The organism is Acinetobacter brisouisimilis (genome assembly GCF_000368265.1).
GTDB lineage: Bacteria > Pseudomonadota > Gammaproteobacteria > Pseudomonadales > Moraxellaceae > Acinetobacter.
This window is the reverse complement of sequence record NZ_KB851213.1, coordinates 1-21,569: the sequence shown is the minus strand read 5'-3', so window position 1 is coordinate 21,569 and position 21,569 is coordinate 1. Positions and strand designations below refer to the sequence as shown.

Genomic DNA, 21,569 nt, shown 5'->3' with positions numbered 1-21,569 from the left:
AAAGGTAGGTTGTATGAGTCATCATCAAGCGATTATGAGTGACGATTTATTTGGTCTCTTTGAAAGTGAATTACAGGATATAGGTTTATCTGAGACATCCTCCAGCGCTGAAGCACACAAAAATGCGGCGCTGAGCGATAGCAATCTGGCATTGTCCTTGTCGGAAGAACGTGCATGGATGTTGCATCAACAAGATCCTCTGGCGGCTTCAGGCCCATTTTTGGTCGGGCTGAAACTGACAGGTGACATCAAGCTGGATCGTTTAATTCAGTCGATTAAAACCCTGTATGCAGGCGATTCAAATCTGAACTTTCGCTATCAACTGGATCAGGCAGGAGAGTTGGTAAAGCGTCATCAGCCCTCGCAACAGCTTGAGGTCAGCACACATCTGGTGGATTCTGATCAGCAGGCGATCCAGCATCTGCTGGCGCTCATGCAGACCCCAATGGATTTAAGCGCTGAGCCTGCCATTCAGTTTGTTGTGATGCCAAAAAATAATCAGGAAGTGATTCTGGGAGTTTTGGGGCATCATATCCTGCTGGATGACAGTGCCTGGAAACCAATTTTTAAGCATCTAAGTCATTTTTATAATACAGCTGAAGTACTGGCTGTTCCATTGACGCAGGCATCTAGCAGTTTTTCTCATGCAGAAGCAGCCGCACTGGCGTACTGGAAGCAACAATATCCAACAGGAATGAACAAGGTACTGTGGCCCTCATTGTTCCAGCGTTCCCCACATGCCGCCCCGATTCAGCAATATGGTAAAACCTCAACACTGGTTACTGAACCGAAAGTGAAACGCGTCTTTACCACGATTGATGCGGGACATTTATATCAGTTAAGTCAAACAGCACAATCATCGATCTTGCATACGATGGTGTCACTGTTTGGTCTTTATGTACAAAGCATTTTGGATTTAGAAGCGGTCGATGTGTTTGTGCCTGTGGTTGAGCATTACGATATTGCCTCGTTGAATCAGATCCAATCCAGTTCAAATATTTTACCGATTCGCATCAATCGACTGGCACAGGGCATCTCTGAACAGATTGCCCAGACCCGTAATCAGATTTTACAGGGAATGAGCCACAACGTGTCGATTGAACAGATCCTGTCAGCGACCAAAACCCAGCGCCATCTGATTCCCAATATTCTGGTCACCCAATTTATGGAATCGACGCAGTATTTAGCCTTAGAGCAGGTCGATGTACAGCCTTTGGTGATTCCACCGCTACATGTGGACTATGATTTAACGCTGGCGTTCCAGCTCAAGGATCAGCAACAGCTTCAGCTTGAACTGACTACAGGTGAGCGTCTGTCTGCTTCGATTGCCGCGTTGTTATTGGAGCAGTTTGTGGTTTTTCTACACCAAGACCACACGCACAATATCACGTTCCCGATTTTTAGCCAGCCTTTGGTGCAGAATGATCAGTCAGCGCTGAATTTAGCTCCAGTGGTTAATCCAAACCATGCTACAAAAGCAGAAAATCTGGCATTGGCAGAGCTGATTCTTGATGAATTTAAAGCGGTGTTATTAAATCCTGATCTCAGTATTTACGATAACTTCTTCGATCAGGGTGGACATTCTATTTTGGCAACCCGCGTGCTTGGCAAATTGCAAAGCCAGCATCAGGTGCAGATCAAGATTGCAGATTTCTTTAATGCGCCAACAGCGATTGAGTTAACCCAGTACGCTGAATATCAGGATCAAAGTCAGTCCAGCCGCAAAATCTTTAGCCCTGATCAGGAAATTGTTGCACCAATTACCTTGTTACAAAAAGCATTTATGGGCTTTTCGGATCAGGGTCGCGATCCGATCTTCAATATTCCATTTGCCTTCCGTTTTACTGAAACAGTCGATGAAACAACATTTTATGCAGCTTTCGTGGATATTTTGGAACGCCATCATGCTTTGCGCAGTATTTTTGTCTTCCATGCCATTGACGATATTTCTCAAACGGTGATTCCGCTGAATCAGGTTGCACAGCATCCTTGGTTCTGGTCTTCGGACACGCAAGGCACAGCATCGGCACAGCAGATTTTAAAACAAGAAGCCAATCATCAGTTCGAGTTAACGCATGAATTTCCAATTAGGGTTCGTTTTCTCAAAGATGAACAAGGGCGTCATATCCTCTCGTTATTGCTGTATCACATTGCCATGGATGAGTGGTCATCGGGCATCTTGATCAAGGAGTTGCTCGAGGCATATATCGCTCGTGTCGGGGGCAATGCACCTGTATGGGAAAAAATTCCGCGTCAATTCCATGAGTATGCTTTGGCACAGGATGACTCAAGTTTACAAGAGCATCTGGATTACTGGATTAATGCGATTGGCAAAGTCAAAAAGCAACCAGCACTGCTCAGTTCACAGGCGCAGACCCCTGCGGAAAACCAGCACGATGTGGCAGGAGCATCGGTTGAATTCAGTCTGAATGCGGCAGAAACCGAGCACTTATATCAACTGGCGAAAAACTATAAATCTTCGATTTTCTATGTGGTGTATGCCGCAATCGTATTGTCTGTGTATTTCCTTGGTGGCGGGAAAAAGATCCTGACAGGAACATCGGTGGCATGTCGAGATAACCCTGATTATCAGGATACGCTCGGTTATTTCACCAACGTGGTGATGCACTATACCCAGTTTCAGGAAGAGCTGCACATCGGTGATCTGGTTCAGCAAGTCCAGAATAATATTTTCAATACCTTACCGTATGCCGATATTCCTTTTGCGATTGTTGAAGAACAGGTTCGGGAAGAAGATGAACAATCTACAGAAAGCCCGTATGAAGTCTATATTCAGTTGCACGCTAAAAATGCACTGACAGGCACTTTCTCGTTGCAAGACGGGCATGAAATTGGATTTGAGCTGCTTGAACTCGAACGCGATAGCGCAAAATTCGGATTGCATTTTGAAGTCTATGAAGAGCCTCTCTCTGAAGAAAACCGACTTCGTGTAGTGATTAATTATCGTGTTAATCGTTATGATGATGCACAAATTCAACTGATTCAACACGTTACTCAGCATGTTTTACATGGCTTTATGGCAGGTGATGATCAACAGCAAGCTGATGTTATGCAGCTTAGAAAGCATTTAGCACAAATCAATCTTCACTAAAAATAGTGTCAAGGAACATATATGTTTATCGAACAAGATATTCAAAATGGCTTTGTTCCATTTCCTGAATCTAGAGCACAATTTTATCGGGACAATGGTTGCTGGCAAGCACGTACCCATTTTCAGTTGTTGCAAGATGCTCACCTTAACTATGGGAAAAATCTTGCGGTTTTACAAGACAATAAGCAGCTAAGCTATTCTGGGTTGTATGCCTATGCGATTCAGTTTGGTACTTATCTCAAGCAAAAAGGCATTCAGGAAACGGATTTTGTTCTGGTACAGTCGGCGAATGTCATTGAAGTTTTTGTGGTGATTTTCGGGCTGTATTATATTGGCGCCAGACCTGTATTTTGTTTAAATGGGCATGGTTCTTACGAGATCGAAAACATTGCCAGACAAAGTCGGGCAAAGGGCTATATTCGCCTGATTGATTCTGCGACACAAAAAGATGCCGCAGAGATTACCGACCAGTTTGCTGAACCTAATTTCAACCTGTGGTTCAGACAGACCATGACGAGCCAAGCCTCACTGGCACAGTCATTTGCCATGTTGGATAGTGTCGTTGCCGATCCAGCCATCCAAACGCATTCAAGCTCAGAAGATATTGCCTTTTTACAACTCTCTGGGGGCACTACAGGGTTACCTAAACTGATTCCCCGTACTCATGCCGATTATATTTACTCTGTTCAACTGAGTGTCGATGTGGCAGAACTCAATCAGCAGGTGAAGCAGTTGGTGGTCTTGCCAGTCATGCATAACTTCACCATGAGTTCTCCTGGATTTTTAGGGACATTCTATGTGGGGGGAACCGTGGTGATCAGCCAGCATTCCAGCCCAAGAATCTGCTTTGAACTGATTCAAAAACATAAGATTCAGCAGGTTTCACTGGTACCTGCGATTGCAACTCTATGGCTCAACTCTGAAAGCCTGAATGACTATGACTTGAGTAGTCTGGAAATCATTCAGGTGGGTGGGGCCAAACTGCTACCAACACTTGCCAAGCAAATTGTTGAAAAGTTGCAGGTCAAATTGCAACAGGTGTATGGCATGGCAGAAGGTCTGGTGAACTTCACCCATCTGAACGACTCGATTGACACCATGGTCAACACCCAAGGGAAAAAACTCTCTATTTTTGATGAGATCCGCATTACCAGTGATGCTGGAGAAGCCTTGGCAGTGACTCAAATCGGGCATATTCATACCCGAGGGCCGTATACAATTAATGGTTATTATAATTTGCCAGAAATTAATCGTCGTTCTTTTACCGAAGATGGTTTTTATAAAACTGGTGATATTGGCTATATCGATGAAGATGGCAATATCGTGGTGACAGGGCGTGAAAAAGAGCAAATCAACCGTTCTGGCGAAAAAATTACACCGAGTGAAATTGAGGAATTTATCCTCAACCACCCTTTGGTCAAAGATGTCTGTGTTTTGGGCGTGAGCGACCCTTATTTAGGTGAACGGATCAAGGCGATTATTATTCCGAAACAACAAGATAGTGACATTAATCTGAAGGGAATACGCAAATTCCTGATCGATAAAAATATTGCGCAATATAAGATTCCCGATGAAATTGAAGTTGTTGCAGATTTTAAATATACCCATGTTGGAAAAGTAAATAGACAGAAGCTGTAAGTTGAGGAGTAAAAAAATGAAGAACGAAAATATTTATGATGTCGTGGGTATTGGTGTTGGTCCATTTAATTTAAGTTTGGCATGTTTGACTGAAGAGATGAGTGAATTAAAAACCATCTTCTTTGATAATAAAAAAGAGTTTGACTGGCATAGTGGCATTATGCCTGAATGGAGCACCTTGCAGATTCCATTCATTGCCGATCTGGTGAGTTTTGCTGACCCAAAAAACAAATTTTCATTCTTAAATTATTTAAAAGAAAATAATAACTTATATCAATTTTTTATTCGTGAAAGCTTTTTTATTTTACGTGCGGAATATAACCATTATTGCAAATGGGCTGCTCAGCAGCTATCCAATGTGCATTTTAGCAGCCATGTGGAAAATGTGCATTATGATCAAGACAAACAGCATTATGTTGTGACAGTCAGAAAGAATAATGTCGAAGAATTTTCAGTTTTGGCTAAAAATATTGTGCTGGGTACAGGTACGACTCCAATTACGCCAGAATTCTGTAAAAATATCAGTAACGAAGTGCATTCAAGCGCCAATTACATCAAACATAAATCAGAATATCAGCATAAAAAATCCATTACCATCGTTGGTGGCGGGCAAAGTGGTGCAGAAATTTATTATGATTTATTGTCTGAAATTGATGTACACCAGTATCAACTTAACTGGGTCACCAAAGCACCGCATTTCTTCTCGATGGATTTGGGCAAATTAACCCTAGAATACACATCGCCTGATTATACCCAGCACTTCTTCTCACTCAATCAAGACAAACGTGATCAGGTGATTCAGTCACAAAGCGCCTTGTATAAAGGGATTGAAATTGGTTTGGTCAACCGAATTTATGATCTTCTTTATCAAAAATCCAAGACCTCTAAAATCCAGACCCGATTATTACCGAACTGTGTGATTGAATCCGTTACTAACCAAGATAATCAATTAGATCTTGTATTTAAAAATCTCGATGTTAATCAAAAATTCAAGATGAAGTCGGATGTTCTGATTTTGGCATTGGGTTATGAATATAAAATTCCGTCATTTTTACAGCCCTTAAATAATATTGTGAATTGGGACAATAAAGGGCGTATCAAGGTCAATCAGAACTATAGTGCAAATGATCATGAAAATATCTTTGTACAGAATGTCGGAATTTATTCGCATGGATTTACGGTTCCTGATTTAGGAATGGGCTGTTATCGCAATGCAATTATTATTAATAAAATCATGGGTAAAGAGATTTATCCAGTCGAGCAAAGAATTGCGTTCCAGGAATTTAAACCGCTACCTGAAGAAATTGTTGCCTAGTGCTTCTCTACATTTCTTTAAGTGAATTACACAGATCAATTTTTTCAGGAATAGATTATGAATCTGCCATCGTATTTTAAACCAGAGATTAAGGGTTTTTTAAAGACCTTAATTAAGGAACAGCCGACACCATTTTTAGTTTTAGATTTAAGTGTGATTGAAAAGCATTATCTGGAACTAAAACAAGGTTTTCCAACCGCTGATATTTTTTATGCTGTTAAAGCCAATCCCGCAGATGAAATTATTGACAGCCTGACCCAGCTAGGTGCCAGTTTTGATTTGGCGTCGGTCAATGAATTAAATAAAGTTATTAAATATAATGTTGAAACTTCACGACTTGCTTTTGGCAATACCATTAAGAAAAGAGCCGACATTCAATATTTCTATGACCAAGGGGTACGTCTGTTTGTAACCGATTCAGAGGCTGACTTGTTGAATATTGCCCAGTATGCACCGAATTCTAAAGTGTATTTCCGTTTGTCGATCGATGGTGCGGAGACCGCAGACTGGCCGTTGTCGAAAAAATTTGGTTGTGATGCACAGTCGGTGATTGAGCTTGCCATCAAGGCACAGGAATTGGGCTTAACGCCTTATGGAATCTCTTTCCATGTCGGCTCTCAGCAGCGCAATATCGGGTCTTGGGATAACGCATTGCAAGAAACCAAGGCGATTTTTGATAAACTGGCTAACCAGCATCAGATTTTCCTGAAAATGCTGAATCTCGGTGGAGGCTTGCCTGCCCAATATGTGCAGAAAACCGCAGAATTTACCATATACTCTGAGCAAATTAATGCTGCACTCGCGCTGTTTAAAGATTATGTTCTAGAACAGATTATTTTAGAACCAGGGCGTTCACTGGTTGGGAATGCGGGTATTTTGGTGTCTGAAATTGTATTAATCTCAGAGCGACCACATTCAGGCAATAAAAGATGGCTCTATACCGATGTCGGTGTGTTTAATGGTTTGATTGAAACATTAGGCGAGTCGATTGAATATCCTATTTTATGTGAAAAAACGGGGCATTCTGATCCAGTGGTTTTAGCAGGGCCAACCTGTGACAGTATGGATATTATGTACCAGAATAAAAAATATGATTTACCATTATCTCTAGAAATTGGTGATCATTTATATTGGTTATCTACAGGTGCTTATACAACCAGTTATAGCTCAATCGAGTTTAATGGTTTCTCACCACTTAAATACTATACCTTGGATTAATCCTATTTAGATTGAGGAATAAGATATTTTATCCCGCATAACTGAAGCAGATTATGCTCAAAATATCTTATTTTAAAATTCTGAAATATCCATATTCCAAAGGATGATCGTGATGATAACAATATCCAAAAAATTGCCTAATTTTTTTGAATATTCTGAAAAAAATATTCAATATGCTTTGCGAGAAGTGGTTTTACCCCAAGATTTTCCATTGTTATTTAAATGGATGCATGAGCCGCATGTGGTTTCACAATGGCAGATGGATAAACCTGAATTAGAACTTGAAGTGTATTTTGAGCGCATGTCAGTCGATGATCACCAGCGGCTTTATATCATTCAGATTCAGGGGCGAGATGTCGGTTATCTGGAAATCTACGAAGCTGCCCGTGATCGTCTGGCATTGTATTATGCGGCAGATCCGCATGATTTGGGCTGGCATGTACTGCTAGGTGAAAAGGATGTAGTTGGAAAAGGGCATTTCCGCGCGGTCATGCGCATGATGAGCTATTTTATTTTTGAGAACTCTCTTGCAGATAAAATTGTGGGTGAGCCAGATGAAAATGTGAAGTCATATGGCTATGTGGCTGATGAAATTGCCTTTGAAGCACAAAAGAAAATCAAAATGCCAGAAAAAACCGCAGTATTATATCACTGCTTCCGACATGAGTTTTATAAAAAGTGTGGCGCGTTGTATGCAGTCACAAACTAAACAACAAGAATAATTTCAGTTTCACCTATGCTTGTTGTTGAGCAGTTTGGGGGCAAGCGAGTCATAAAATTGGGCTATTGATTTTATGACTCACTATAACTTAGTGAGGACACGCCCTAGAATTTCTCTGAAAATTTTATTGATTTGAATAACATTAAGCAGTTGTAATGACTTCGATACATTTCATAAAACACTCCTTGATCCTAGTGTTATGACTAGGTTTTACTTTTAAAGTATCCATTTAAATTCGGGGCTAATGTTAGCAGGCTCCCTAACGGCATTTAAAAACAGACCCTCTTGGTTATATAGCGGTCATTTTGGACTGCTCAACATGTTACTTCGGAGCAAACGGTAACAATCCAATATTTCATCAACAAAGTTTATCCATTAAAGCAATTAGTCGAGAACTTGTGGTATCCAGAAATACCGTGCGTAATATTTACGGCAAAAGAACATGCCACAGTATCGGCGTACATAACCTAGGACAAGTATCCTTGCCCCATATCTCATTTTCTTGAATGCGTATGCAGAGAGGCCACAAGAGCAAAATGCTGCGCAATATAATGTATTAAACCAACAGGATAAAAAGTAGGTTCTTTTAAATGGTCAGAAAGTTTAAAAGGCAAGAAAGTTATGACCATTCACATGACGATGGACCAATTAGATGAGGAAAAGTTAGAACTGATTAAAGAACTTCTAAAGACTTTAGATTAGTTTTTTATACGTTTCGCAGAGAAATGCTTAACTATTGATCTATTAAAGAGCCTGTATGTATCTGCCAGACTGGATTTATTTATAATAATATCTTTATAAACATATATATATCTAAATTATTATATTGGATTTCATATGAATATTAAATAAAACTTAAAAACATATGTTTACTAAAAATATATATACATATTACAATATAGTTTTTACAAAAAATATTTGTAGTTGTACATGTACATAAAAGAAAAAATCTTATTTTTTGCAATTTTATCCATACAATCAAATGCATTATTTGCTTTACCCAATTGGCAGGAATTTACCTTTCAAAAGGATGAAAATAAGCCATTAGTTGTCAGTGTAAATCAACTGAGTCAATTTCAAATTGATCGTATTTTAAATCAAAAAATCAATATGCCCTTAAGTAATTTTTCTTCTCAACAAGAAAGAAAAAATGAATTTTTAAAAACAATTGAATTAGCTTTGATGAAGCATCCTGATATTCAACAGCAGATTCAGAATATTCAGGGGCAAAATGCAAATATTGAGATTGTAAAAGCAGGTTATTACCCACATTTATCCAGTGCAATGACTACGGGTGATTTTTCAAGTCGTGAAAGAGGAAGGCAACTGATTAGTTTAAGTGCCACGCAGCTACTTTACGACTTTGGAAAAACGCAATCGAGTATAAATGCTGAACAGGCTCAACTTGCTGTAAAAAAAGTGAACCTGCTGATTAAAATCGATGAAATCGCATTAAAAGCAAGTTCTTTAATCATTAATATCAAGCGCTCACAAGAAATAGTTAGAATTGCTCAACAAGAAGTGAAAGGAATTCGACATATTGTTGAGATTACACAACTTCGGGCTAAAGCGGGTTTAAGTAGCCAAGCTGATCCTGTACAAGCACAATCTTATTTACAGATTGCCCAGACAAATTTGATTGCTCAGCAATCACTCTTAAAGCAATACCAACTACAACTACAAACTTTGGTTGGACTAGAACAAAGCTTAGGAAATTGGGAAATTCCAACGGCTTTAACCCTCAATTCTGCTTTATATGATGAGCCAAAATTTAATCGTATTCCGCAAATGATGGCATCACAAGCAGAAATCTATGTTGCTCAAGCAAAAAGATCCCAAGCAAAAGCTGAATATTATCCTACAGTTAGTTTAAAAGGCACTTTAAGTCAGGCATTTAATGGGCGAAACCCCAATACCAATGAGCAAAATGGGCATGATAGCAGCATTATGTTAGAAGCTACTGCGAACTTGTTCCAAGGAGGGGCAACTGCTGCACAAGTCCGCGCAGCAAGTTATGCAGAGGATGCTGCCAAATCTAAATTAAGTTCTGACTATCGGAATATTTTGGATCAAGTACAACTCATACGAGAGCAGATTGAAAATAAACAACGGCAACTACAAATTTTATTGGCTAGACAACAAGTGACAATTAAAACAAAAGAATTATACCAAGAACAATATAAGTTGGGTACGCGTTCTGCTTTGGACTTATTAAATGCTGAACAAGCAATTCATAGTGCAAGTTCTGATATTGAAAATGCTCGTTATGATATTTACAACAGCTTAGCTCAATATATTCAGGTGACAGGTAGAACACGAGATGTCTATGAATTAAATCATGTATCCATACAAGGTGTAGAGATTCAACCATGACAACAAAAATAAATGATACAGCTTGGTTGCAGGCAGTTTTATTGATTGCAAAACATTATCGCATTGAATATTCAGAAGAACGGATTAAATTGCAACTGCAATGGAGTTCAGAACAAACGCATGAAGCGATACTGCAATTTATCTCTCGCCAAGTTGGTTTATCTACAAAAAAAGCACAACTCAATGATGAAATATTATTGAATGCATGGCATTTACCCGTATTGATTGAGTTAAAAAATGGGCAAGTTGGTGTTGTTAATCAAATTAATACTCATGGAATTTTAAGTGTGCAATTAAGTGGTGAGCAAGGTTTATCACAGCAATTCGCATTTACAGATTTAAAAGAGAATATTCAGAACATTTATATCTTACGACCAGAGAAATCTGTTGCTGATGTGCGTATTGATGAATATATCAAGCCTTATCAGCCCAATTGGTTTTGGAATATTATTTTTAAAGATTGGAAACGTTATATTGATATTTTATTGGCATCCTTAATTGCCAATATCTTGGCATTAGCAACCATGATCTTTTCCATGCAAGTTTATGATCGTGTTGTTCCATCACAGTCTATTCCGACTTTATGGGTATTGGCAGGTGGTGTATTAATCGCTGCAATTTTTGAGTTTACTCTCCGAGTTGCTCGAATTTACTTATCGGACATGATTGGTAAAAGGGCTGACTTAAAAATTTCTGATCAAGTTTTTGGTCATGCCTTACGGATTAAAAATAGCCAACGACCGAAGTCTACAGGAACTTTCATTTCTCAAATTCGTGACCTAGAAGGCGTACGTGAATTAGTGACATCAACCACGCTCACAGCAATTGCAGATTTACCATTCTTTATTTTATTTTTGATTATTTTTGGTTTGATTGGCGGAAATTTATTTTGGATCATGCTTGTTGTTGTGCCACTCATGATTATTCCTGGTGTTTTGGCACAGAAACCGTTAGCCAAACTTGCACAGCAGGGAACCCGTGAAGCCGCTATTCGTAATGCTGTTTTGGTTGAAGTGGTTCAAGGGATTGAAGACATTAAATTACTCAGAGGAGAATCAAGATTCCAGAATCAATGGAATCACATGAATGATGTCTCTGCCACAATTAGTATGAAACAACGAAAAATTGTGGGTGTAATGACTGCATGGACGCAAAAAATACAAGGCTTGACCTATGCAATCGTAGTTCTTGTAGGCTGCTTTGCAGTCATGAATGGTGAAATGACTACAGGTGCACTGGTTGCTTGTTCAATCCTATCATCAAGAATGCTTGCTCCAATTGCACAACTTGCAGGTGTCTTAGGACGCTTACAACAAGTTAAAGTCGCGAAACACGGCTTGAATGAATTAATGAAAAAAGAAGTTGATCAGCCAGATCAAACACATTTGATTCACCGCCCAGCTTTATATGGGCAATATCACCTAGAAAATCTGCAATTTAAGTACCAGCCAGATGATCTACAACCCAACTTAAACCTTACTACGCTTAATATTCAGCAAGGTGAAAAAATTGCCATTCTCGGGCGCAATGGGGCAGGAAAAACCACATTATTACAATTGCTTGCGGGTATGCAGATTGCTCAGCAAGGTAAAGTCTTCCTTGATGATCTGGATTTAACTTTGATTGACCCTGCCGATGTTCGACGTGACGTTGGGCTATTGAATCAAAATGCGATGTTGTTTTATGGCACGATTCGTGAAAATTTGACACTTGGCGCTCCTCTAGCAACCGATGAAGATATTTTTCAAGCCTTAAAAATGGTCGGAGCTTTAGGTTTTGTACAAGCAAAGAAACAAGGGTTGGATCATTTGATTTTAGAGGGTGGCTCAGGTTTTTCTGGTGGTCAGCGTCAAGCTTTATTGCTTGCACGCTTGTTGATTCGTCAGCCTAATATTCTATTACTTGATGAACCAACAGCAGCAATTGATGATGTTGCAGAAAAAGAGTTGATTGCACAGCTTAAACAATGGTTAGGAAATCGCACCTTAGTGATTGCAACCCATCGGCGGGCAGTTTTGGAGTTGGTTGATCGTATTATTGTCATGAATGATGGAAAGATCGTGATGGATGCACCGCGTAGTCAACTGATGAAAACTGAACCGAGCTTACAACATACTGCAATTGCTGGAGGTGCTTAATGGCGACTCAATTAAATACAACAACCGTCGTCAAATCAGCTTTAGCAGAGCCTAAATTGCCAAAAGCCAGTTTGATGATTTGGATTATTAGTTTAGGTCTGAGTATCTTTGTCGTTTGGGCAAGTGTTTTTAAGTTAGAAGAAGTATCCACAGGTACAGGAAAGGTCATTCCTTCATCGAAAGAACAAGTCATTCAGTCTTTGGATGGAGGTGTATTAACGCATTTATATGTTAAAGAAGGACAAATCGTTGAAAAGGGGCAAATCTTAGCACAGCTTGATCCAACACGATATGCATCTTCAGTTGATCAATCGGAATCTGTTTTAATTGCTGCACAAGCTCAAGTAGCACGGCTTCGAGCAGAGGTGAATCAAACCCCATTAAGTTTTCCTGTTGCCATAAAAAAGTATCCCAAACTTATTCAAGAAGAAACAGCACTATATCGTGCTCGACAACAAAACTTACAAGAATCGGTTACAGGCTTAAACCAAGCTTTGGCTTTAGTTCAAAAGGAACTGGCTATGACAGCACCATTGGTTGAGAAAGGTGCAGCGAGTGAAGTTGAGGTTTTACGTTTAAAAAGACAGGCAACAGAGTTGCAGAATCAAATTCAAAATACACGCGATCAATACATGGTCAGTGCCCGTGAAGAACTTGCCAAAGCCAATACTGAAATAGAGAGCCAACAAGCCATCATGAAAGGCCGGGCAGATAGTGTCCAAAAAACCATGATCAAAGCCCCAATGCGAGGCATTGTAAAGCATATTGATACCATCACTTTAGGAGGGGTGATTGCTCAAAATGGTAAGTTGATGAGTATTGTCCCTGTCAATGAAAAGTTGCTAATCGAAGCACGGGTTTCACCACGAGATATTGCTTTTATTCATACAGGGCTGCCTGCACTGGTCAAGCTTACAGCGTATGATTATGCAATTTATGGTGGATTGGCTGGCAAAGTCACAGTGATTTCACCTGATACTTTACGAGATGAAGTTAAACAAGACCAAGTTTACTATCAAGTTTATATCCAAACCGATAATGATCACTTAATGAATAAAGCAGGTCAGAAATTTAGCATTACTCCTGGGATGATTGCCACAGTAGATATTCGGACAGGGGAAAAGACGATTTTAGACTATTTATTAAAACCATTAAATAAAGCCAAAGAAGCTTTACGTGAACGGTGATTTTCAAATTAGGCTCGAAGTAAAAACCAGCTCTATAATTTAAAAATAACGCTGAATAGCAAACATACTAGCCTCCATCTAGGCTAGTATTGGCCTAATCATACAAATGCTATATAAATAGATTTCTTTAAAAAAAACTGAAAAATCATATAGCTTAGATATAACTTTTGTTACATTAAGATTAAATAATTTTAACAATACTGTAATATGTTTAATTCATTTAATTTAAAATATAAAAACTTAAAACTTTGATAAATAATTAAAAATGCACATTCATTTTACCCTAGAGCATACACCTGAATTTGAAGCGTCTGGGTCAGTAGAAGTCGGTTGGTTTTTGGTCGATGATCAAGCCTCTATTTTGTATACGGCTCCGTATCGGATGCGTTCGCAATCCAGTACCAAACATGCCAAATCAGCCAGCCGTTGTCCTGCAGTCTTGCAACTGGAAAGTCGCTACTTTGTGATTAACTGCCCTTTTGATTTTCATTTGCGCTTTGAGCGCGATGCTCAGGGGTATCCCAAGTTAGTCAATGTACTGGGTGATGCATCCCCTGTTCGCAACAACAAATTGCGTGAGTTATTGACACTGGTCAATGAAAACGAATGGCGTACGCCGCAAGTACCGATTCTTCAGCTTAAATTGCCCTATTGTTTTATTGCCGATGAAGCGGTGTATATCACGCAGTTAGATGCTTTTGGGCATTATCGCAAGCATCCGCTGCCCGGCACAATTTTTGGTGGACGTTTCCCGATTCATATTTGGCCGCGCCCGCTGATGTGGGCATTTGAATGGCATGACACTTCGAAAGATTTAATTTTAAAACGGGGTGAACCTTTATTTTATTGTCAGTTTGATGCATTTGACCCTTCGCGAACAATAAGACTGATTCAGGCAGAAAAAACACCTGAGTTGACCCAATATATGCAGCAGATTTCTGGGGTAGTGAATTATGTTAATCAAACATTTAGTTTGTTTAATGAAGTGGAGAAGGTGAGACCGAAAAAAATATTATCAAGAAAATAAATTAGAGAAATTTTGAATGAAAAAAATAGTGATTACATTCTTATTTTGCATACTTGGAATAACAGGCTGTGAAAAAAAGAAAGAGCCTGAATTTAAAGCACCAATGGGACCGTATGGATTGCCATACCAAGTCGGAAATTTAGGTGGAAAGCCTGTACTTTTAGGGGAAGAGTCAGCTTGGCTAGAATATGAAGATTCGCCAGTGTTAAGACCAGAGAATCGCCATTGGTGGTATAAAGCACCACCGCGTACGTTCGATTCAGTGATAACATCTTTTGGTGTAGAGATGAAATATACCACAGGATTGATCTTTATTGCTTATCACGCTGGACCTAAAGAATCTCGCGAACAATATTATGCGGAAAGAGACTTACTTAATAATGATTGGGTTACTATAGGTGTTAATTCAGGAATTCGCTATCATCCAGATCTAACAGCATTATTTATAAATTCCACTTTAGGAAAAAATGTTAGAAGTAAAGAAAATATAATAAATACTGATTATGTATATATATATATACCAACATATACAAAAGAGTTTGGGTTGGAGAAATATATCCCTCATCCTGAGTGGGAAAAGAATTATGGATATGAAGATACAAACGATATGTATATACAAAAAGATAGTAAAGGAAAGGTTATTACCTATATTCAATGTAAAAATTTACCCATAGATAATCCTGCTAGAAGCTGCTTTATGATTTGGAATTTAGAACCATTTATGAAAGTTAGACTGCAAGTTTATTTTGCAAGGAAACATTTAGAAGACTGGAAAATTATTCGGGAGCGTTCAGAAAAATTAATTAAAAGTTTCGTCGTGAATCCTAGAACTTTGAAAAGATCAATACCTTAAAAGGAGAATAAAATGAGTGTAACTCAAGCTTTAACAACTGAAAAAATTTCAGCACTTAAAAAATTAGTAGATACCGATGGGATAAATAGTGTTCCAGGAATTTATACTGAACTGAATAATATGGGGTTTGGTTATGCTGGTTGGGCTTATGGCGTCTCTACAGGGGATTCAGTCACGGGAATGGGTGCACTGGGCCTTTAAGCAGCAGATTTCGGGTGTGGTGAATTATGTCAATCAGACATTTAGTTTGTTCAATGAAGTTGAGAAGGTGAGACCTTCTAAGCTGTTATCTAAAGTCAAAAATTAATTGTCAGTATGAAAAATGAAATTTAAAAAACCGATTTTTATTATCATAATCTTCTTTATTTCGATAGCGATGATCTTTGGGTACTTTAAATACCAAAAATATCAAAAAAGACAGAAATGGCTAGCATTTGTAAAAAAGTGGAATGAAGAAGAACGCTATTGTGGTTATCAGCCTTGGATCGATGTAGTGGGTCATCAAGATTATTATCTTGATCAAGCCCGATTGGAATTATTTTATACAGCATTAGATAATGTTACTCCAATGAAAAAAGAAAATGGCAAGTTTACCCATAGTTTTTCTCCTTCTTGGCGAGCCCTATATTTATCCAATTTAAAAACCAATGATTATAAACAATTCATTCAAATGATCGAAAATATGGATATTTATAAAACTATAGAACAAAACTTTAAGATTGATGCGGGTGTAATCAATCATGGCGGAAAGATTCGTTACTTTATTTATGATCAAGATGTCAGTCGGGAAGATTTTATCAATTTTTTTATAGAGAATCGGTATAAATATACACTTATACATGATAATGGTGAAACTTATTTAAATTTCATTCCTCTACAAAAAGAGATGCTAACTTTTGAAGAAAAACAAAATCGTGATGCTGATCCATATAAACCTTATAAATATATTGCCCATTACTATAAATTTTCATTTCATCGTTATTGCTGCAATATTCAGTCTACAACACGTTTCGCTGATTATGAAAAAACACCAAGATTATATACATCTAAGGATATTGTTCATATCGAAGACTATCCTAAAATTGATATTAATATGTTGATTAAAACACGAGATATTGAATTAATTGGTCGCATTGGAAAGTTTAATACAAAAAGAGATATTGAAGGTGGAAAAAGTACACCAGTTAAATCTTTAGGAATAATTGGTCATTTTTATAGTTTACCAATTAGTTTATGTACTCAATATTAATAAGAGAATGAAAAAATGACACAACTGACAATTGAAGAAATTACATCATGGTACTTATATGGGCAAGCAGAGAAGCCTATAGATTTAGCTGATAATAATTTAATTCGTGATAAAAATTTGGTCTTTAAGAGTCTACCAGAAATTGATATGGGCGAGTTTATGACCAGTGGAGCAGGGCGCTATGTTACACCTGGTGCTTTTCCATTGGTGCAAAAATTTCTAAGTGGAGAATATAATACTAAGCTAATAGTAGGAGAAGAATATAATTATTCAAAGCTCTTGGGAGATATTATTGAGGTTGATCGAGCTAGTGATAGTTACACTAATTTTATCAAAGGTTTAAAAGGTGAGGATTTTGATTTTAATTCTCTAAATGAAGATCAAAAGAAACAATATGATGGTTTATACCAACAAGCACAAGGAACTCTGGCAGTTAGTAGTTATAATTTAGATATTCTTTCAGATGATTACGCAGAGCGTAGCTATGTATTTGGCTCTATGCAGTTTCGTTTGAGTAATGATACAAAATTTACTATTGATGTAGATGGTAATCCAAAAATTACTAATTTAAGGGTTGTTCCCGTTGATGATAATTTTGATTTCGAAAGTCGAGATGGCATAGCAGGTACCGTCAATACCTTAATCGAGCCAGTTATTGATCCCTTCAAGATTGGTCGTAAAGTCGAATTAAATTTCAATCAAGAAACTAAAGATAAGATACAAGTATATAATTTAACGAAAGAAGATTTACCAAATTTACAGCAACAAGCAAAAATATTTAATCAGCAAAAATCCGAACTTTTTGGTCAAAAAATTCCTAATCCTAAAGCTTTTTATGAAGCTTTTGTTGAAGAAGTTTTAAAAAGTGGTGTGATTGATTATATTCAATATAATAAATTTACTATTTATGGTACAAATAAAGAAGATCCATGGGTAAGATTATTTTATGAAGAGAATAATTATATAGATAATTTGAGAAAAATATCATTAACTCATGGGTTTGGTTCACTTAATGATGTAGATAAATGGATTAAAAATCAAATTTATAATTTAAATAACTTAGGAAAGATCTATGTTCTTGCAGATGGTATAGATATTGTTGAAGGAACAAAATTTTCAGATGAGTTATATGGTGGCAAAGGGAATGATGAGTTATATGGTGGAAAAGGGAATGATCAGTTATATGGTGGAAATGATTTAGATAAATTATATGGTGGTGAGGGTAATGACACGCTAATTGTAAGCGGCTCAAGTTCTAAAGAGATAGCACTCGATACATTGAATAACGAAGCATATGGCGGGGATGGCAATGATTATCTGTTTGGTGGAAATGGAAATGACCAATTAGAAGGAGGAAAAGATGTTGATGTTCTTTATGGTGTTGGAGGAAATGACACACTAAAAGGGGATGAAGGAAATGATCGACTTTATGGTGGAAATGGAGATGATCAGCTTTATGGGGGTGATGGCAATGATTATATCGAAGACATAGAAGGGAATGATACCTATTATTTTGAAGGAAATTTCGGACATGATCAAATTTGGGATCGTGATGGTCAGGGAACTATAAAAATTGATAATATCGATATCTCTATTGGAAAAAATTTATCAGAAAATACTTGGGAAGACTCAACCCAACAATATTTTATTCAAAAAATAGATGTGGAAGGTAATATACAACTTGTTATTCATAAAAAGGGGGACGATAAGAACTCTATTACAATATTAGGATTTAAGGAAGGGGATTTTGGTTTTTCTTTAAATATACCTGAATCACAGATTCCAGATAATACAGATAATACTGGTCTTGGTAAAGATACCAGTGATTATATTGTAGGAAGCCAATGGTATTATAATGCAACTGCTAATAAACTGGAAAAATCACTCTATGGTGAAAACCTATCAGATAAATTATTTTATATTTTTTCTGGTGGGGGAAGTGATGCGATTAAACTGGATAATTTAAATTACAAAATATATTTAGATCGTATCGCAAATTTAAATAATGATACAAATGAAATCATCCAAAAATCAATAAATACAATTACCAGTCAAAATAGCAATAATACGATTAGCACAGGCAATGGTTCAAACCAGATTTATGGTGGTTTAGGATCAGATCAAGTGACTACAGGTAGTGGAAATGATTTTATCTTCCTCGATTCAGAGGTTAAAGCGACTTTTTCTAAGCATGATTTAGATGCGATACCCTCTTCAGGATTAAACGGAGCGGAGGCTTTACCTTATAATTTTGAATATGATGATACTAACCACAAACTCACTGCTAAATGGTGGAACTCTGCATCTACAGGTGCAGGCAAAGATGTCATTGTTGGTGGCTATGCAACTGATACAGTACAGGCTGGAAATGACGAAGATGTATTAATTGGTGGTGGTGGACAAGATTATCTTTTTGGGGGAGGTGCACAAGATATTATTCATGGCGATAGTGTGGTCATTACGCATTATGCGCCAAAGTCAGAACGTTTTTTAACGTCAGATAATTCGCTTGACCTTGAACGAGCGAAAAGCCCATATGCAATTGAGCTCGATACATTCGGGACATCCTATGCCATCGCCACCAATTTTGCCTATCATGCGGATGATCACTTATATGGTGGGCAAGGTAACGATATTATTTTTGCAGAAGGCGGTAATGATATTGTCTATGGTGGAGATAATGATGATGTTATTTCAGGCGATGCAATTCGAGTTATTGGGATTTATCCGACCACAGTACAAGGAAGTGATCCTGTAACCGTGGTGGATCAAGCCAGTATCGATGAGGTTCAGGCAGCAATAAAAAAATCTCAATATGAATATGCTGGTGATGACATACTTTATGGCGAAAGTGGCAATGATAAAATCTTTGGTGGCTATAAAAATGACTATTTATACGGTGGAGATGGTCAGGATATCATCTTTGGTGACAGTGATATAGATAACCAATATGCTATTGAAAAATATAATGGATTCCCAACCAGCCAGTCATCGATCTATACCTATAACTGGAATTTTGATCCTTTAAATAGTTCATATAGAACAGACTTTTATGCAACTTATGTTAATCAGGAAAATAAAGCATTATGGACAGCAGATGACTATATTGAAGGTGGAAAAGGAGATGACATTATTTATGGAGAAGAAGGAAAAGATATTATTGATGGCGGAGAAGGAGATGATTATATCGAGGGAGATGCCAGCAACCTAAGTGGTCAGTATCATGATGACGATACGATTTATGGTGGCTCTGGAAATGATACGATTTGGGGGCAAGGTGGCAAAGACACGATTTATGGCGGAACAGGTGATGATCGTATTAATGGTGATGATAGTGGCTTAGATGCTCAGTATCATAATGATGATACCCTTTATGGTGATGACGGGAACGATACACTGAAAGGCAATGGTGGCAAAGATACGATTTATGGTGGCGAAGGTGATGACAATATTGAAGGTGACGCAAACAACTTAGATGGTCAATATCATGATGATGATGTTCTTTATGGTGATGAAGGGAATGACATCATTAAAGGTAATGGTGGCAAAGATACGATCTATGGTGGTGCAGGTGATGACAATATTGAAGGTGATGAAAGTAGCCTAGAGGGTGAATATCACAATGATGATACCCTTTATGGTGATGAAGGAAATGATGCTATTTGGGGGAATGGTGGATCAGATATCCTTTATGGTGGTACAGGAAATGACTATTTAGCTGGAGATCAGAAAGATAAGAGAGAATTGGATGGCAATGATAAGCTATATGGTGGAGAGGGGGATGATACATTATTAGGCTTTGATGGTGATGACCTCTTAGATGGTGGGGAGGGGGATGATATCCTCTTTGGTGGTGCAGGAAATGACCAAATTTATAGTGATGCAGGAAATGATCAATTAAGTGGTGGTGGTGGTGATGATACTTATTATATTAGTAGCCGAGATGCCGAAGTTAAAGTATTAGACAGTGCAGGAGAAAATCACTTTTATATACAAGGTGATTTTGATTTTTCACAAGTTAAAATCTATCAATATACAAACGCTGTTAGTTTAATCACACCAATAGCATCTAGTGATACAAATGCATCTCCTGAATTTAAGTTAACCTTTTTCGATGATAGCCCAACTCAACCAGCAAATAATGGTGGAATTATAAAAGATGAATACGATAACCCTGTGACAGGTGGTTATGATCAGTATTTACACTTTATGACATCAGCAGATGATGGTTCATCTACAGACTATACGATTCACTTAGAAACATATTTAAAAGAACGTTTAGGTCTAAGTTATCAGCTATGGAATGGTTCGTGGAATGGTATAAAAGCCCCCTATCTGATTTTTTCAAATGGCTATATTCAAAATAATCAATTGATTTATCAAAACTCTGAACTCGGTGATCAGATTGATATTGCTCAGATTCGAGAAAATGTCAGTCTTTATGGTCAATATCAGGCTGATGAATATCATTTACTTGGTGGTAATGATCAGGCAACAGGCTCAAATAGTACTGACTTGATTTATGGTGGAATGGGTAATGATGTCATTTCTGGTAATGATGGAGATGACCAGCTCTTTGGAGATGAAGGAAACGACACGCTAAATGGTGGCTTTGGTACAGATGCATTATACGGTGGATCTGAAGATGACCAACTCTTTGGAGAGGATGGAAACGACCAGCTTTACGGTGGAACAGGTCATGATGAATTAAATGGTGGTACTGGAGATGACCAACTCT

General features: G+C 37.8%; 13 protein-coding genes and 1 pseudogene. All 14 read left to right on the top strand.

What is annotated here, in order from left to right; translation table 11 throughout:
- The first annotated feature begins 13 nt into the window (after positions 1-13).
- On the top strand, positions 14-3,112 hold the full coding sequence (locus F975_RS00460; protein WP_004749319.1) for a condensation domain-containing protein: 3,099 nt from the start codon (positions 14-16) through the stop codon (positions 3,110-3,112).
- A 21-nt stretch (positions 3,113-3,133) separates the two neighbouring features.
- The gene (locus F975_RS00455; protein ID WP_004749317.1) at positions 3,134-4,750 is read left to right on the top strand and encodes a (2,3-dihydroxybenzoyl)adenylate synthase; all 1,617 of its coding nucleotides are present in this window, start codon (positions 3,134-3,136) and stop codon (positions 4,748-4,750) included.
- A 16-nt stretch (positions 4,751-4,766) separates the two neighbouring features.
- Positions 4,767-6,065 (top strand): putrescine N-hydroxylase, encoded by a 1,299-nt coding sequence (gene fbsI / locus F975_RS00450; protein ID WP_004749315.1) that lies wholly within the window; start codon positions 4,767-4,769, stop codon positions 6,063-6,065.
- Between the two features lie 57 nt (positions 6,066-6,122).
- Positions 6,123-7,283 carry a type III PLP-dependent enzyme gene (locus F975_RS00445; protein ID WP_004749313.1) on the top strand — a complete coding sequence of 387 codons (1,161 nt, stop codon included), beginning with the start codon at positions 6,123-6,125 and terminating at the stop codon, positions 7,281-7,283.
- A gap of 112 nt (positions 7,284-7,395) precedes the next feature.
- A complete protein-coding gene (locus F975_RS00440; RefSeq protein WP_004749309.1) occupies positions 7,396-7,992 on the top strand; it encodes a GNAT family N-acetyltransferase in 597 nt (198 codons plus the stop codon).
- A 357-nt stretch (positions 7,993-8,349) separates the two neighbouring features.
- Positions 8,350-8,467, top strand: a pseudogene (locus tag F975_RS15935) (IS21 family transposase); the annotation flags it as partial.
- A gap of 467 nt (positions 8,468-8,934) precedes the next feature.
- Positions 8,935-10,377 (top strand): TolC family protein, encoded by a 1,443-nt coding sequence (locus tag F975_RS00435; RefSeq protein WP_004749308.1) that lies wholly within the window; start codon positions 8,935-8,937, stop codon positions 10,375-10,377.
- Positions 10,374-12,515 carry a type I secretion system permease/ATPase gene (locus tag F975_RS00430; protein WP_004749306.1) on the top strand — a complete coding sequence of 714 codons (2,142 nt, stop codon included), beginning with the start codon at positions 10,374-10,376 and terminating at the stop codon, positions 12,513-12,515. The genes F975_RS00435 and F975_RS00430 overlap by 4 nt, the downstream gene beginning before the upstream one ends.
- Positions 12,515-13,702, top strand: a complete 1,188-nt coding sequence (locus F975_RS00425; RefSeq protein WP_004749303.1) for an HlyD family type I secretion periplasmic adaptor subunit — start codon at positions 12,515-12,517, stop codon at positions 13,700-13,702. The genes F975_RS00430 and F975_RS00425 overlap by 1 nt, the downstream gene beginning before the upstream one ends.
- Before the next feature lie 265 nt (positions 13,703-13,967).
- On the top strand, positions 13,968-14,729 hold the full coding sequence (locus F975_RS00420) for a hypothetical protein (RefSeq protein WP_004749302.1): 762 nt from the start codon (positions 13,968-13,970) through the stop codon (positions 14,727-14,729).
- Positions 14,730-14,745: 16 nt separating this feature from the next.
- Positions 14,746-15,582 (top strand): hypothetical protein, encoded by an 837-nt coding sequence (locus tag F975_RS00415; RefSeq protein WP_004749301.1) that lies wholly within the window; start codon positions 14,746-14,748, stop codon positions 15,580-15,582.
- A 12-nt stretch (positions 15,583-15,594) separates the two neighbouring features.
- Positions 15,595-15,783, top strand: a complete 189-nt coding sequence (locus tag F975_RS15635; protein WP_004749300.1) for a hypothetical protein — start codon at positions 15,595-15,597, stop codon at positions 15,781-15,783.
- Between the two features lie 121 nt (positions 15,784-15,904).
- Positions 15,905-16,831: a hypothetical protein gene (locus F975_RS00405; protein ID WP_004749298.1), complete on the top strand. Its 927-nt coding sequence runs from the start codon at positions 15,905-15,907 to the stop codon at positions 16,829-16,831.
- Positions 16,832-16,846: 15 nt separating this feature from the next.
- On the top strand, positions 16,847-21,569 hold a 4,723-nt coding region (locus F975_RS16100), incomplete at its 3' end, for a calcium-binding protein (RefSeq protein ID WP_004749297.1).